This is a genomic window from Lactobacillus equicursoris DSM 19284 = JCM 14600 = CIP 110162 (genome assembly GCF_001434815.1).
GTDB lineage: Bacteria > Bacillota > Bacilli > Lactobacillales > Lactobacillaceae > Lactobacillus > Lactobacillus equicursoris.
On the sequence record NZ_AZDU01000002.1, the window covers coordinates 66,511 to 81,527 of the forward strand.

Annotated in this window: 14 protein-coding genes; 4 read left to right on the forward strand and 10 right to left on the reverse strand. The window is 48.3% G+C overall.

The window, feature by feature from the left end:
- The first annotated feature begins 101 nt into the window (after nucleotides 1-101).
- Nucleotides 102-716 (forward strand): lysophospholipid acyltransferase family protein, encoded by a 615-nt coding sequence (locus FC20_RS00925; RefSeq protein WP_008459870.1) that lies wholly within the window; start codon nucleotides 102-104, stop codon nucleotides 714-716.
- A gap of 53 nt (nucleotides 717-769) precedes the next feature.
- Here FC20_RS00925 and FC20_RS00930 read toward each other — a convergent pair whose 3' ends face one another.
- From FC20_RS00930 to FC20_RS00940, 3 genes are read right to left on the reverse strand one after another with little or no spacing between them, the layout of a single operon-like run.
- On the reverse strand, nucleotides 770-1,759 hold the full coding sequence (locus FC20_RS00930) for an aspartate-semialdehyde dehydrogenase (protein WP_008459869.1): 990 nt from the start codon (nucleotides 1,757-1,759) through the stop codon (nucleotides 770-772).
- A gap of 9 nt (nucleotides 1,760-1,768) precedes the next feature.
- Nucleotides 1,769-3,109 carry an aspartate kinase gene (locus tag FC20_RS00935; RefSeq protein ID WP_008459868.1) on the reverse strand — a complete coding sequence of 447 codons (1,341 nt, stop codon included), beginning with the start codon at nucleotides 3,107-3,109 and terminating at the stop codon, nucleotides 1,769-1,771.
- Nucleotides 3,102-4,247, reverse strand: a complete 1,146-nt coding sequence (locus FC20_RS00940) for a homoserine dehydrogenase (RefSeq protein WP_008459867.1) — start codon at nucleotides 4,245-4,247, stop codon at nucleotides 3,102-3,104. The genes FC20_RS00935 and FC20_RS00940 overlap by 8 nt, the downstream gene beginning before the upstream one ends.
- 137 nt (nucleotides 4,248-4,384) lie before the next feature.
- Here FC20_RS00940 and FC20_RS00945 point away from each other — a divergent pair, with 137 nt between their 5' ends.
- Entirely contained in the window at nucleotides 4,385-4,819 is a 435-nt protein-coding gene (locus FC20_RS00945) for an ACT domain-containing protein (protein WP_039943119.1), read from the forward strand.
- A gap of 95 nt (nucleotides 4,820-4,914) precedes the next feature.
- On the opposite strand, the gene FC20_RS00950 is transcribed toward FC20_RS00945, so the two are convergent.
- The 4 genes from FC20_RS00950 to FC20_RS00965 all read right to left on the reverse strand — a co-directional run bounded on the left by FC20_RS00950 (nucleotide 4,915) and on the right by FC20_RS00965 (nucleotide 9,177).
- Complete coding sequence (locus tag FC20_RS00950) at nucleotides 4,915-6,714, reverse strand: ABC transporter ATP-binding protein (RefSeq protein WP_039943118.1); 1,800 nt, start codon at nucleotides 6,712-6,714, stop codon at nucleotides 4,915-4,917.
- Nucleotides 6,707-8,467: an ABC transporter ATP-binding protein gene (locus tag FC20_RS00955; protein WP_008459864.1), complete on the reverse strand. Its 1,761-nt coding sequence runs from the start codon at nucleotides 8,465-8,467 to the stop codon at nucleotides 6,707-6,709. Before FC20_RS00955 ends, FC20_RS00950 begins: the two co-directional genes overlap by 8 nt.
- Nucleotides 8,468-8,602: 135 nt before the next feature.
- Nucleotides 8,603-8,827 carry a YneF family protein gene (locus FC20_RS00960; RefSeq protein ID WP_008459863.1) on the reverse strand — a complete coding sequence of 75 codons (225 nt, stop codon included), beginning with the start codon at nucleotides 8,825-8,827 and terminating at the stop codon, nucleotides 8,603-8,605.
- Between the two features lie 113 nt (nucleotides 8,828-8,940).
- Nucleotides 8,941-9,177 (reverse strand): DUF896 domain-containing protein, encoded by a 237-nt coding sequence (locus FC20_RS00965; RefSeq protein ID WP_008459862.1) that lies wholly within the window; start codon nucleotides 9,175-9,177, stop codon nucleotides 8,941-8,943.
- A 155-nt stretch (nucleotides 9,178-9,332) separates the two neighbouring features.
- Here FC20_RS00965 and lexA point away from each other — a divergent pair, with 155 nt between their 5' ends.
- Both lexA and FC20_RS00975 read left to right on the forward strand, forming a co-directional pair.
- On the forward strand, nucleotides 9,333-9,956 hold the full coding sequence (gene lexA / locus FC20_RS00970; RefSeq protein ID WP_201779594.1) for a transcriptional repressor LexA: 624 nt from the start codon (nucleotides 9,333-9,335) through the stop codon (nucleotides 9,954-9,956).
- 169 nt (nucleotides 9,957-10,125) lie between these two features.
- Nucleotides 10,126-10,974, forward strand: a complete 849-nt coding sequence (locus FC20_RS00975; protein WP_008459858.1) for a GRP family sugar transporter — start codon at nucleotides 10,126-10,128, stop codon at nucleotides 10,972-10,974.
- A gap of 86 nt (nucleotides 10,975-11,060) precedes the next feature.
- Here the strand turns inward: FC20_RS00975 and FC20_RS00980 are convergent, their stop codons facing one another.
- The 3 genes from FC20_RS00980 to FC20_RS00990 form a co-directional block, all read right to left on the reverse strand.
- Nucleotides 11,061-11,885 (reverse strand): transporter substrate-binding domain-containing protein, encoded by an 825-nt coding sequence (locus FC20_RS00980; protein WP_420323797.1) that lies wholly within the window; start codon nucleotides 11,883-11,885, stop codon nucleotides 11,061-11,063.
- A gap of 233 nt (nucleotides 11,886-12,118) precedes the next feature.
- Entirely contained in the window at nucleotides 12,119-12,658 is a 540-nt protein-coding gene (locus FC20_RS00985) for a hypothetical protein (RefSeq protein ID WP_008459854.1), read from the reverse strand.
- Nucleotides 12,659-12,790: 132 nt separating this feature from the next.
- Nucleotides 12,791-15,016: a DEAD/DEAH box helicase gene (locus tag FC20_RS00990; RefSeq protein WP_056945277.1), complete on the reverse strand. Its 2,226-nt coding sequence runs from the start codon at nucleotides 15,014-15,016 to the stop codon at nucleotides 12,791-12,793.
- Nucleotide 15,017: the final 1 nt, after the last annotated feature.

Consider the following 15,017-nt stretch of genomic DNA (forward strand, 5'->3'; position numbering starts at 1 on the left):
ATTCACTCGTCTTTCTTCTAATTTTCTGCTAGTACCTTCAATATTCTTAGCTCTGATTTCAAGTGTGATATAATAATTTTACTACATTCGGAGGTCACTTTATGCTTTATCGTATTTTTCGGCCAATTGCCCGCTTCATCGTCTGGGTCTTAAATGGCCACCTGCATGTCCACCATAAAGACCGCATCCCGGACGGCACCTACATCATGGTCGCCCCGCACCGGACCTGGTGGGAGCCAATCTTGTTTGCCCTGGCGGCTAGCCCAGATGAATTCATGTTTATGGCCAAGCAGGAACTTTTTAAAAATCCGATCCTGCGCTGGATCTTAAATAACGCCCACGCTTTTCCAGTTAACCGGGAACACCCCGGTCCATCTGTAATCAAAATCCCAGTCAAAGGGCTGAAGTCAGAAGGCTTGTCCTTAATCATGTTTCCATCCGGAACCAGACACTCAGCTTCCTTAAAGTCCGGCTCTTTAGTCATCGCCAGAATGTCCGGCAGACCCCTTTTGCCAGTCGTTTACCAAGGCCCCATCACCTTTAAGGGTGTCCTCTTGAGAAAGGGTCTAGAAGTCAACTTCGGCGACCCCATCTACATCGACCGCAAGACCAAATTGACGCCGGAAATAGAAGCCAAGTATAACCAAGAACTAGAAGATGCTTGGCAAAAACTGGACAACGAGCTAGACCCAAGCTTCCACTACGAAGCCAAATAAAAATCAAAAAGGATTGAAGTTAGCCTTCAATCCTTTTTTCTATCTATTTTTTCTTACTCAGCGTGATCCAGCAGGTATTCCATGATCTGGACAGCGTTAGTAGCAGCACCCTTGCGGATTTGGTCCCCGGTGCACCAGAGGGTCAAGCCGTTTTCGTTGATCAGGTCCTGGCGAATGCGGCCTACTTGGACAAAGTCGTGGTCGGAATTTTCAAGCGGCATTGGCGTATGGTCCACTACCAAGTGGTCCCCTGCAAAGGCAGCGATTGCCTTCTTGGCGTCCTCTACGCTCACGTGGTCTTCAGTTACCACCGTAGCACTGATCGAGTGGGACCGGTAAACTGGCACTCTAACGCAGGTACAAGTGACCTTCAAGTCTGGCAGGTGCAGGATCTTACGGCCCTCGTTTTGCATCTTCATTTCTTCAGTCGTGTAGCCATTTTCCAGTTCGCTGCCGATATCCGCAATCACGTTAAAGGCAATCTGAGCTGGGAAAACATTAGGAGTGACTGCCTCGCCCTTGGCCAAGGCGTCAACTTCTTCTTCCAGTTCCTTGATCCCGTTCATGCCGGCACCGGACACGGCTTGGTAGGTGCAGGCATTAATGGCCACGATCTTGGACAGCTTGGCGATTGGGGCCAGGGCCATCAAGGTAATGGCAGTTGAGCAGTTCGGGTTGACAATCACACCGTGGTGGGCCAAGGCATCTTCACCGTTGATTTCAGGCACAACCAGCGGCACGCCTTCTTCTTGGCGGAAAGCTGAGCTGTTGTCGATGTAAACGGCACCGCTTTTTTCCACCATTGGCCGGTAGGTCTTAGACAGGCTGTTAGAAACGGCACCCAGGACAAAGTCTAAGCCGTTCAAGCGCTCTTGGCTGACCACTTCTACCGTCAATTCTTGGTCTTTAAAAGGAATCTTCTTGCCTTCAGAGCGCTTTGAAGCAAAAACTCTAATTTCATCAGCAGGAATCTGTCTTTCTGCAATACATTCCAGCATTTGCCGGCCAACGGCACCAGTTGCACCTAAAATACCAATCTTCATTTCGATTAATTAACGCTTTCTATTTTCTTCACTAATAAATTGTTGATAAATGGCTTGAATCGCCTTGCCAAAGTCCTTGTTTTCGACCCCAATCACGATGCTTTGCTCGTCGCAGGCCTGGCTAAGGGTCCGGATGTTGATCTGCTGGTCACCTAGAACCGACAAGAGCTTGCCGGACATCCCCGGCACCCGCCGCATGGCCCGGCCGACCACCGCCAGCATGGCTAAGTGGCTTTCGACTTGCACGTCGTCAAAGTGGAGCTCTTTTTTCAGCTCAGAAATGATCTCGTAGAGCTTTTTCTCAATGGTCTTGCTTTGAACCACGATAGAAAAAGTATCAACGGTCACCGGCACGCTTTCAATTGACACCTGGTATTTTTCAAAAATGGACAGGGCCTTTCTTAAAAAGCCGGCCTCAGCAGAGGCATGTGACTGAACCAAGGTGATCACCGTAAAGTCCCGCTTGCCCGTGATCCCGGTAATGATGTGCGGCGGGTCTTCTTGGTCTAAGTCGCTGCAGTCATTCATGATCATCGTGCCCGGTTTCTCCGGGTGGTTGGTGTTTCTCACATTAATGGGGATGTTCTTTTCCCTAACCGGGAAAACCGCATCGTCGTGTAAGACATTGGCCCCCATGTAGCTCATCTGCCGGAGCTCACTGTAGGTAATGCGGGGAATTTGGACGGGATTTTTCACCAAGCGGGGATCCGCTACGTAAAAGCCAGAGATATCGGTCCAGTTTTCATAGACGTCGGCGTCAAAGGCGTTGGCAACCACCGACCCGGTAATGTCGGACCCGCCCCGGCTCATGACCTTGATCACGCCATTTGGCAGGGCCCCGTAAAAGCCAGGAATCACCGTCAAGCGCCCCGGCGTCACCTTGGCGGTTAAAAGCTCGCGGGTCTTGTCCAGGTTGATTGTGCCATCATAGTTAAAGCGGATCACCTGGCTGGCGTCGACGAAGTCAGCGCCAAGGTATTCAGCTAGGCACAGGGCAGTCAAATATTCGCCCCGCGAAACCAGGTAGTCGACGTTGAGGTCTTGGTCAATATTGCGCTTGATTTGGGCAAATTCACTGGCGAGATCAATGGACAGGCCCAGACTGTCCTTGATTTCCGTATATTTTTCATTAATCAAGGCAAAAATTGACTCGTATGATACCCCGTAATTGATGTGAGCCGCGCACAAGTAGAGCAGGTCTGTCACCTTGTGGTCGTCTTTGCCGCTCTTGCCGCAGGCACTGGTGACGACAAACTTGCGGCTGGGGTCGCTGGTCACGATCTTTTTGACTTTTTGAAACTGTTCACTGTTGGCAACTGAAGAGCCGCCAAATTTTACAACTTTAATCATCTTCAATCCCTGCTAAGAAAAGGTCCTCATCTTTTGCTGCCTTAAGCAATTGACCAATCTCGTCAATCGTTAAAGGCTTGGTAACAATCGCATCGTCGCTGACTTTTTCCTGTGTAACACTAGCAAAAACCGAAATTTTCTGACTGCGAACGTAAAAAGTCTGCTTATCTCCTGCTTGATTTTCTGCTGGCTCAAAGGCCGCAACTGGCGAATTAGCCTCTAAGATATCAAGCAAATCCTGCACAGCCGCATGAGCCGTTGGGAAAGAACCCGCGCCTTGCCCAACAAAGGCTGCTGGACCAAGGCTCTTAGACCAGGTCTTGCCCGCATTGAAATTTAAGCTGACGCTGCCCAGCAGGCTGTCTGCTTTGACCATGACTGGCAGAACTTGGAGACTGACGCCCTCAGCTGTTTTTCTGCCTTGACCGATTAACTTGATCGTCCGGCCCTGCCCTTTGGCAAAGGCAAAATCCTCCTTGGTCAAGTGGCGGATGCCAAAAGTTGGCACCTCTTTTGGGTCAACCGCCTGGTCAAAGGCAGTCAAGGCTGACAAGACTACCTTGTAGCAGACGTCATGGCCGTCAATGTCATCGCTTGGGTCGCTTTCGGCATAGCCGAGTTCTTGCGCCTTTTTCAGGCATTCAGCAAAGCCGGCACCCTTTTGCTCCATTTGGGACAAGATGTAGTTGCTGGTGCCGTTCAAGATGCCTTGGAAGGCTTCTACTGGCTCAAGGCGCTTGATCCGCTCTAAATTGGCAATCCAAGGGATGCCCCCGCCCACGCAGGCTTCATAGCCAATGGTCAGGTCTTTTTGCCTGGCCAGGTCAAACAGTTCACTGGCAAAAGTCGCTAGCATCTTCTTATTGGCCGTTACCACATGCTTGCCCTTTTCCAGAGCCTTTTTGGCATATTCATGAGCAGGTTCCAGCCCCCCAATGCACTCACAGACAATTGAAATTTCAGGGTCATTTAAAATTTCATTAATATCAGTCGTGCAGCGGTCATCTACCGCTTTTTCTGGCCGGTGAATCAAAACGCGCTTCACATGCAGCTGCTTTAAAAGGGGCGTCTTCGCCTCATCAATCAGCTTGATCATGCCGCCGCCAACAACACCCCAGCCTAATACCGCAATTTCCATTTCCGCCTCCTGTGTTTCTCTATCAGGGACACTTGTTTTCAAGATAAAAACATAGTATCATTCTTAACAGGATCTGACAAGGGCAATTGCCTGTTTTTATTAAACAAAAATTAAAGAGAAATGTCGAGGAAAAAGTGGTGGCAGATTACTTATACGTTCATAAAAAAATTCTTCCAGACTACCTGGAAAAGGTCATCCGAGCTCGCGAGCTGCTGGAGGGCAAGGAAGCAGCCACGGTTACAGAAGCTGCTGAAAGAGTCGGCATCTCCCGCAACACTTATTACCGCTACAAAGACTATGTCTTCCGGCCCAAAGAGATGACGACAAGCCACCAGGCAGTTTTTTCCATTCTGCTGTCGGATGAGCCAGGAGCACTTGCCTCGGTCATCACCTGCATCACCAATCAAGGGGCTTCAATTTTGACCATTTCCCAAGCCATCCCCCTCCAGCACCAGGCCAGCGTCTTAATGTCTTTAGACCTCAGCCAAATGGAAGCTAGTCTAGAAAAATTAACCGCTGATTTGAAAAGGCTCAAGGTAGTCAAAAACCTGCAATTAGCAGGGATTGAGTAGAAAAGCACAAAGCACAAAACATCAAACAATCCAAAAGTTAAAAGAAAAAAGAAATGTCTTGGAATCAATCCAAGACATTTTTTGTATCTATTTTATTACAGGTCACGGTTTTGCTGCAAGGTGTATAGGTCGTAGTAGTAGCCCTTTTGCGCCAGCAATTCTTCGTGAGTCCCGTGTTCAACGATCCGCCCCTTGTCTAAGACAATGATCTGGTCAGCATCGGCAATCGTTGACAGGCGGTGAGCAATGGCCAAGGTCGTCCGGCCTTTGCGCAACTTTTTCAGCCCTTCTTGAATCAGGCTTTCGGTTTCCGTGTCAACATTAGCCGTCGCTTCATCCAGGATCAGGATCTTGGGGTCAGTAACCAAAGTTCTGGCAAAAGAAATCAGCTGCTTTTCCCCGCTGGAGAATTCGCTGCCGCCTTCAATCACCTTAGCATGGTACTTGCCAGGCAGTTTTTCGATAAAGCGGTCAGCTTGGACCGTTTCCGCCGCCCTTTTAATGGCTGCATCTGAAATCTGGTCATTATAAAGGCGGATGTTAGAAGCAACATCCCCGTAGAACATGAAGGGTTCCTGCAAGACCAGACCGAGCTTTTTCCGGAGCTCTTCTTTGCTAAAGTCCCGAATGTCGTGTCCATCCAGCAGGATCTCGCCGTCATGGAACTCGTAAAAGCGCATCATGACGTTGATAATGGAGCTTTTGCCTGAGCCCGTGTGACCAACGATGCCTAGGGTTTGCCCTGGCAAAAGGGTGAAGGAAACGTCGTGCAGGACGTCGTGCTTGCCATCATAAGAGAAAGATACGTGCTTAAATTCGATCTTCCCTTCGGTAATCTTGGCGTCCTCTTTGCCCCTTTGCTCTGGCTCATATTCTTCTTGGTCCAGAATCTTAAAAATCCGCTTGCCGGCGACAATCCCATCGGTAAAAAATGTCAGCGAGTTCATCATGTCTGACAAGGGATTAAAGAAGTTCTGGATATAATTGGAGAAGGCATAGATAACCCCGGCTGGCACAAAGGTTTGCCGGAGCGGGTAGCCAAACCAGACTAACACGGCTACCAAGGCCAGCGAGTACAATAGCCCGGTAAAAGGTGATAGCAAGAGACCATTGGTCGTAATCAGCTTAAAGCGGGTCTGCATCTGCTGGTTGTTAATTTTTTCAAATTCTTGGTTGATCCGCTTTTCCTGACGGAACTGCTGGATGACCGAAATCCCGGCAATGCTTTCCTCCAGCTTGGTGTTGATCAAGGAGTTGCGTGCCCGGTATTCGTGGTAGGTCTTAGAGTTGATCCGGTTATACAGCCAAATAGCAAAAATGATGACCGGTACAAAAAAGAAAACAATCGTTGCCGCAACTGGATCCGCCATGTACATGGCAATCAAGGCCGTGATTATGGACACAATCCCCAGCATGAAGGCCGAAAAGACCTGCATAAAGGTGCTAAGAGTCATGGTGTCATTGGTCACTCTAGACAAAATCGAACCGGCTGGAGTTTGGTCAAAGTACCGCATCCCCAAGGTATGGATCTTATGGTAAAGTACCCGGCGGATTTTTTCCAGGGCCTTCTCCCCCGTCAAAGCGTAAAGATACTCATAAGTAAACTGGAAAACCGCCTTAAATAAGATACCTAAGGCGTAAATCAAGGCTACATAGACCATGATCTGGAAGCTAACGTGGTCGCCTTTTAGATAGTGGTCCATATAGTACTGCAGCCAGGTTGGCAGCATCATGTTGATGGCAGAAACGATGATCATCCCGGCTAAGGCCGTTAACAGCTCTGCCTTAAAAAGCCAGATGAATTTCCAAAGCCGCTTTAGGATCCGCCACTGTTCTTTAACAGTGATCGTTTGATTCCAGACTGATTGGTATTCTTCTTGACTGTCGTTATTCATCGCTTTCACCCACCTTCTTGGCTAATTCTTGCCGGTCCCACATCCGCTTATACCAACCGCCCAAGCCCAGCAGCTGGTCATGAGTCCCAGCTTCAGCGACGCGGCCATCTTTCATGACCAAGATCAAGTCGGCATCCATCACGCTGCTCAGGCGGTGGGCCGCAATGACGGTGATCTTTTGCTCCCGCTCTTTTCTCAAATTAGCCAAAATCGCCTTCTCCGTTTTGGCATCAACCGCCGACAAGGCATCGTCCAAGATCAGGATTTCGCTGTTGTTTAAAAGTGCCCGGGCAATCGACATTCGCTGCTTTTGCCCACCAGACAGGGAAACCCCGTTTTCCCCAATCATGGTTTGGTAGCCTTTTGGAAAGGCCAAGATATCGTCATGAAGGGCAGCCTTTTTAGCAGCTGCTTCGACTTCCTCCTTGCTGGCATCAGGCTTGGCAAAGGCAATATTGTCTCTAACCGACATGGAGAAAAGGAAGTTGTTTTGCGGAACGTAGGAAATTTCTTTTAGATAAACGTCCAAGGGCACCTGACGGATATCGTGACCGGCAAAGGTAATGCGACCCTTGTAGTTGTCAAATTCCCGCATTAAAAGCTGAATAATGGTGGTCTTGCCAGACCCGACCCGGCCCACTAGACCCACCGTTTGGCCCGGTTTTAAGTCAAAATCCACATTTTTTAAGACTGCTTGGTCAGGTTCATCAGGATAGGCAAAGCTAGTGATGTGGTAGCGCAGCTGCCCTTCAAGGCGCCGCTCGCTTTCTTTGCCGTCACTGGAGTCAACGATCAAGGACTTTTCCTTTAACAAGTTGTCAATCCGGTCGTAGCTGGCGCTCCCTCTTTCCAAGATGTTAAAGAGATAGCCAATAGCAAACATTGGCCAGACCATGGTCCCGATATAGGCCACAAAAGTGATCAGCTGGCCCAGGCTGATGGCGCGGCTGGTCACCAGGCTCCCGCCATAGATAATGGTGATCACGTAGGTCACACCGATGACCAGGGTAATTAGCGGGTCATAGAGGGAGTCGATTCGGAAGACTTTCTTATTGATGCCGATCGTCTCATAGGTCATCTGGTTAAAGGCTTCTGCGTCTTGTTCACTTTGGCCAAAAGTCTTCAAGACCTTGATCCCAGACAAGGACTCTTGCGTCTTGTTGTTCAAGCGGGAAAAGGCTGCCTGTGAATCCAGGTAGGCATCGTGCAGGCGCCGGCCCAGGTACTGGGCAATAATGGTTAAGAGCGGCAAGGGCAGCATGGCGGCCAGGGTCAAGCGCCAATCGACCAAGAAAATCATGGCAATCAAGGTGCTGCCCCCGGTAACGATGGCATCAACCAGGGTCAAGATCCCGTCGCCTGCCACATTTTGGACGGCCTGGACGTCGTTGGTGGCCCGGGCCATCAGGTCCCCGGTCCGGTAGCGCTGGAAGAAGGTCCGGTCCATCTGCAAAAAGTGCCAGTAGAGCTTGCCCCGGAGTTCTTTTTCCAAAATGGCGGCCCCGCCATAGATTTCTTTACGCCAGTAAAAGCGGAAGAAGTACAAAAAGGCTGCCGCAATAATAATGGCGATAAGATAGGTGAAAAACTGTCCCCAGCCGATCTTCCCCGTGTCCAGCTGGTCAGCCATGATGCCCAAAACCCGTGGCGGCACCAGGTTGGCTGCCGCCGTGATCACCAGGGCGATAATCCCCAGCAGGTATCTTTTCCGGTGCTCTTTGAAGAACCAGGATAATTTGCTAAAAGTTCCCATTTTTCTCTTTTACCTCCCATCTTTTCTTACACTCTATTTTATCAAGGCTTATTAATTTCGCTTTCATTATAGCCTAATATTCTCCATTTTTGGCAAAAAAATAGCAGCAGGTCTTCCTGCCGCTAAAATTTCAGCTTAGTTCTTGGCTGATTGGTGCTTGATCATGGTCATCACTTGGTTAACCTTCTTTGCAGACGGCTTTTGCCCCATTTGTGACATCATCATTTCCACCATTTCCCGGGTAATTGGCGGGTTCTTTTGGAAGTAGTTCTTCATGTAAGCTCTAGCGCCGTAAAAACCAGCTGCTGCCCCGAGCAAGGCTGCCAAAATGATCAAAAAGATTGCTAAACCTAAATTCATTATTCCAAACCTCCGTTGGTTTTAGTGTTTGTTTTCCTGGAAGGAAAAGATGTATTCGTTAATTACACAAATACTATCTTACAAAATTTTAGATCATTTTGAAAGGATAAATTCTATCTAAGGCCCTTTTCCTTTTGAATCCGCTTGGCTTTTTCAGGAGTTACGTCGTTGCCATCCTTGTCAACAATTTTCAGGCCATCCAGTTGTTGACGAAAGCCAGCCCGGAAGTTGGCGATAAATTCCTTGTGTAGGTCTTTTCGTTCGGCTTCTTCTTCAGCAGTCAAGCCTTCGTTTTGCTTCTTTTGGTATAATTCGTTAATTCTGTTTCTTACTTTTTCTTCGTGTGACATTTAGTCAAAGTCCTTTCCATTGCGTGATGAGCAGCTTTTTCAGCGATTATCTGGCTAATTCTAAAAAAATGCCAAATTTAGAACGCCTGTTTGTAAATCTCCAAAATATTTGCTAAAATAAATAATAAGCCAAAAGGGAAGTTTTAGATAGGAAAATGCTCATGAACCACGAATCCAAACAATACGAAATTTTACGTTACATTTATGATACGGTAGAAAGCCGCGGCTTTCCACCAACTGTTAGAGAAATTTGTTCAGCAGTCGGTCTTTCTTCGACCTCAACGGTCCACGGTCACCTGACCCGGCTTGAAAGAAAGGGCTACTTGATCAAGGATGCTACCAAGCCAAGAGCCTTGGAAATCACCCATGAAGGGCTTGACGCCTTGGGCATCGCCCCAAAGGACATTCCAGTGATCGGCGTGGTGACGGCTGGTGAACCAATCCTGGCGGTCCAAGACGTTGAAGGCTATTTCCCGCTGCCACCTGACTTGGAAAGCGATGCCGGCGACCTCTTCATGCTGGAAGTTCACGGCACGTCCATGATCAATGTCGGCATCTTGAACGGCGACTATGTCATTGTCCGCAAACAAAACACGGCTCAAAATGGCGAAATTGTCGTTGCCATGACCATGGACGGGGAAGCAACGGTCAAGCGCTTCTTCAAAGAAGACCTGCACTACCGCCTGCAACCCGAAAATGATAGCATGGATCCAATTATTTTAGACCATGTGCAGATTTTGGGTAAAGTTGTTGGTTTATACAGAACTAACATCAATTAGTGAATATTTACTGAAAGAGGCAACTTGTTTCTGCAAGTTGTCTCTTTCTTTTTAATCGCTTTCTGAAAACGGTTATCATTTTCATAGCGTTTTCTATTGATCTTTTTCATTTAATCGGGTACCCTATTAAATACTTGACAAGTTAATAGTAAAAGGAGTATTTCAATTAATGAATATTATCATTGCCTTATTGCCAGCGATCGGCTGGGGCATCATGCCTTGGATCGTTAATAAAGTTCCAGCCAGCAAGCCAGCTAACCAAATCCTAGGCGTCGGGCTGGGGGCGACCCTGGTCGGCATCATCGTCACCATCGCCAAGCAGCCAGCCACATCCTTGCCAGTCTTCTTGATCTCTTTGCTCTCTGGTGCCTTTTGGACCATCGGCCAAATCGGTCAGTTCATTTCCTTCACCAAAATCGGTGTCAGCAAGACCATGCCAATCTCAACCGGTCTGCAATTAGTGGGCAACACCCTTATCGGGGCTTTGATCTTTAGCGAATGGCACAGCCAAAACGACTTCTTGTTTGGCTCAATCGCCCTCTTGATTATCATTGTCGGCGTAATCTTGACTGCCTACACGGAAAAGGATGCGGACGAAAGCAAGAAGGCAACTAAGAAGGACTTCCTCTTCTTGATCTTGACGACGGTTGGCTACCTGGTTTACTCAGCCTTCCCTAAGACTATCTCAGCCAACGCTGAATCCATGTTCTTGCCGCAAACCCTGGGTATCCTCTTAGGTGCCATCATCTACTTGCTCTTTAGCAAGCAGCAAGTTGCCTTCAAGCAAAAGGCCAGCTACTTAGACATCTTTGCCGGGATCGCCTTCGGGATTGCTGCTTACACTTACATCATCTCTGCCCAATTAAACGGGGTTACCAACGCCTTCATCTACGGCCAATTGAGCGTGATCATCTCCACTCTTGGCGGGATGACCCTGCTGGGCGAAAAGCAAGAAGGCAAGGAACTCTTGACCACCTTGGCCGGTTTAGCCTTGATCGTGGTTGGGGCCGTATTGTAAAAAGCCAAATAAACCGAGAAACAAATTTATTAATTTTACGTGCTAGCAAAAAAGCTTTAGGAAATTTCCTAAAGCTTTTTACTTTGCTATTGAATTTTAACCTTTTGACTTTCAGCTTCCTTCACGTCAAAGCCGGAAACCTTGCCAAACCACTTTCGAATCAGCTTGTCGTAGGTGCCGTTGGCTCTCAAGCTCTTTAAGGCCTTGTTGATAGCCTGGCGCAAGTCGTCTTGGCCTTTTTCGACCCCAATCCCGTAAGGTTCTTGGGCTAAAGATGCCTTGGTTAAGGTAAACTGCGGACCATCGGCGATCAAGCCGGCTAAGATCCCGTCGTCGTCGATCATGACGTCACCTTGACCCGCCTTCAAGGCGTTAAAAGCAGAGCCATAGTCATCAAACTGCTTGACTGAGGCCTTTGGCGCTAGCTTGGCCACCTGGTTAGGTACGTCCGTCCCCTTAATGGCAATCACGACCACGCCCTTGTGGTTTAAGTCGGCAACGGTTCTGATCTTGCTGGTCTTCTTGACGATCATCGACTCATTAGCCGCAAAGTAGACATCGGAAAAGTCAACAACCTTCATCCGCTCTTTGGTAATCGTCATCGTGGAGATCACAGCGTCCAGGGAGCCATTGTGGAGCAGGGTAATTCTGGTTTTTTCCGTAATTGGTCTAAAAACTGCCTTGCCCTTCTTCCCCAAGACCTGCTTGGTAATGGCCGTTGCCAGGTCGATTTCAAAACCTTCGATTTTCCCAGTCTTGATATTGGTCAAACCGAACAATTTGGTATCTGGTCGCACGCCCCAGATGATCTGATTATCCTTCTTGGCCCTGGCCAGATTATTGGCTGTTTGGCTAGAGCAAGCTGTTAATGCGCCTAAGCTGAGAAAAATCATCAAGCTGGCCGCAATCATTTTCAGGTACTTTTTAATGGAGTAGCGATGTTTATTCATGACTTTTCATCTTTCTATCATTTCGAATACTCTTAATATTATACCTGAAATCAAGCAGAAATTGTTTTATTTAAGTTAAAAAGTCATATTCCTTACTTTGTTAACTTTAAAAAAGGTTTCTCTTAAAAAAATAAGCTTTTCTCCCACATTAAGAAAATTTAGACCAATTTTACCTGATTAAAGCTTAATAAAAATTAACCATAATCGACGTTCCGCATCTTTTGCCAGAGCTTGGAAAGCGGCTTCCCTGCGATTTCAAAGCTGAGCAGCTGGTCAAGATCCTTAAACTTTTTGATTTCTAGACGCTCTTGCCCCTCTTCTTGAACCCGGTAGGTCAGCTGCCGGTAAACCCTTTGGTCGCTGTTGTCCCCCAGGTTAAAGGCAGTATTTCCTAAGGAAAATTGAATCTCGCAGCCATCTTCAATGGCCTGCACAAATTCTTCCAGGCTTTCAAACTGCACGTTCCAAGCTGCCACTTCGCTCATCTGCTCCCAGCAGTCGGCTAAGTCTTGCCCATCAATCTGGCAGCTGATAAATTCCTCCGTATTGGCAAAATCCTGGCTGCGATCGGGATCATCGCAGTCAATCAGCGTCTTGCTTTCTGGCGTAGCTGGATTACCATCATCGACTAAGAGCCACTGGTGGCCACCCAGCTTAAAATGTATTTCATCACTGTCATCAGCAGCACTTTCTAATTCCTGAAAACTGGAAATTGGATGTTTGGTTACTGACATATAAACGATACAAGGTCCTTTCTGATGTTAAAAATTAATATTTAATCAAAACAAAAATTGATCAAGATATTAGTCTGATTTTTTATGGTTAATTATACAACATTTGGAAAGTAAAAAGGAATGACAAAAATGTCATTCCGGTAAACTCTCGATGCACTCCCGCATGCTGGCGAGGTCCAGCACGCTTTCGGCGAATTCTTTTTTCACTAATTCTTCTGGCAAGAAGTCATCGTATTTGTCAAAATACGGCACTTCTTTGGGGTAAAGAAGGTCCAGGGGATCAAAGTTTTTCGCTGCTTCTTCTTTTAAGACCCGGTAAAAGTCTTCTTCGCTGGCATCCATGGTAAATTGCATGTAGTAGGGCCGCACGGAGTCAAACTTGTTGATCCCTAAGCGGCTGGCACATTTGAGCCGGATAAAGCGCTCTAGGGCTAAAAAGGCGTATGAGCCCGTCCAAGGGAAGAAACAGTAGCTTTTTCTGCCTAAAGATATCAATTGCCGCTCCGGTAATCCCGCATGCTGAGCCATTTGTCTGGTCTCATCTAAACGGACATGGGCATTTTTCATCAGGTATGGGTATTGCTTGTCTTCAGCCAAAATCCGCCGCATTCGCTGCAAGATTTTCGGGTGAATCTCCCCTGCCACGTCGCCAAAATAAGCTGGAATCCGGCCCTTGACCTGGTGAACGTAGACCTGGTGGCGCTTGCGGTCAATTTCTTCGACCACCCAGACGTGGCCGGCAATGGCCACTTTTTCTCCAACAGGGGGTGGCTTAACAACCGTTCCGAGTTCGACGTTTTCAGCATGAACGCTAAATTCTTCATTTTCCTGGAAAACGGCGTAGAACTTGAAATTGTTGACCACCCGCTCACCGGCAAGCCCCACGATCAAGTGGCCATTGTCTAAGAGCTGGATGTGGTCAATCTTGATCAGGTGCCGGAGCAAGATTTTATAGTCGTCTTGGCTGACCCACTTAAAGTAGGTCAAGGTCAAAACCTTTTTAGCCAATTCTGACGGCGCCATCTCTCCGCCAGAAGCCAAGATGCTCATGGTCTGGTGGTAAAGGAGGCTGTAAGGCAAATAGTGGTCCTTAGGCGGCTCCACCCAGCGCTCTTCTAAATATAGCTGAACTAATGCAATGCCTTGCAATAGCGACCAGGGGATTAGGCTAGGAAAGACAGCCCGGCTTTCTGGGTAGTCTTCCCGCATAACGAACCACATCTCGGCTGGATTGTTCCGTCTACCCGTTCGCCCCATTCTTTGCAAAAAGCCTGATACGGTAAAGGGCGCTTCGATCTGAAAGGCCCGCTCCAATTGCCCGACGTCAATGCCCAGTTCCAAGGTGGCGGTAGCACAGGTGGTCAAGTTGACCGAGTCATCCTTCATCTCTTCTTCAGCGCTTTGCCGGACAGCTGACGACAAGTTGCCATGGTGGATCATGAAGCGGTCGGGCTCACCCCGCACTTCGCAGTACTGGCGCAAAATCTGGCAGACTGCTTCACACTCTTCCCGGCTGTTGGTAAAGACCAGGCACTTTTTCCCCCGGGTATGCTCAAAGATATAGGCCATGGCAGGATCCGCCATTTCGGGAGCCTGGTCACTTTTAGGAGCAAGTGGGGCCTGCGCAGCTGGCTCGGTGCCTTCAGAAGCCTGGGGACCGCTTTTATAAAACTGTTCCATGGACAGGCGCCATTTCTGCGGAGCACTAGCCACTTGCGGAATGGTGGTTCGGTGGCCCGACCCTTGTCCCAAAAATTGCCCCGTCTTCTTCGGGTCACCGATAGTCGCTGACAAGCCAACTCTTCTAGGCGAAACGCCGGCCAAACGATTTAGTCGCTCTAACAGGCAAAAGGTCTGCCCGCCTCGATCGCTTCTTAAAAAGGAGTGGAGCTCATCGATGACGACAAAGCGGAGGTCGCCAAATAAAGCTGGAATATCGGCATGCTTGTTTAAGAGCAGGGACTCCAGGGATTCCGGCGTGATCTGCAGGACTCCACTAGGGTGCTTCATCAGTTTCCGCTTTTGACTGGAAGAAACGTCGCCGTGGTAGCGCCAAATATTGATCTCAGTCCCTTCGCAGAGTTCCGTCAATCGTTCGTACTGGTCATTGATTAAGGCTTTTAACGGTGCAATATAGAGGCAGCCAACTGACTGGGGCGGATCTTTTTCCAAGACGCTTAAAATCGGAAAAAAGGCCGCCTCCGTCTTGCCTGAGGCGGTTGCTGCCGACAAGAGTACGTTATTATCAGTATTAAAAATCAAGTCTGCGGCTGCCGTTTGAATCGGCCGCAATTCGCCCCAGCCCCGGCTATAGATATAGTCCTGGATAAAGGGGGCGTACTGGCTAAAGACATCCATC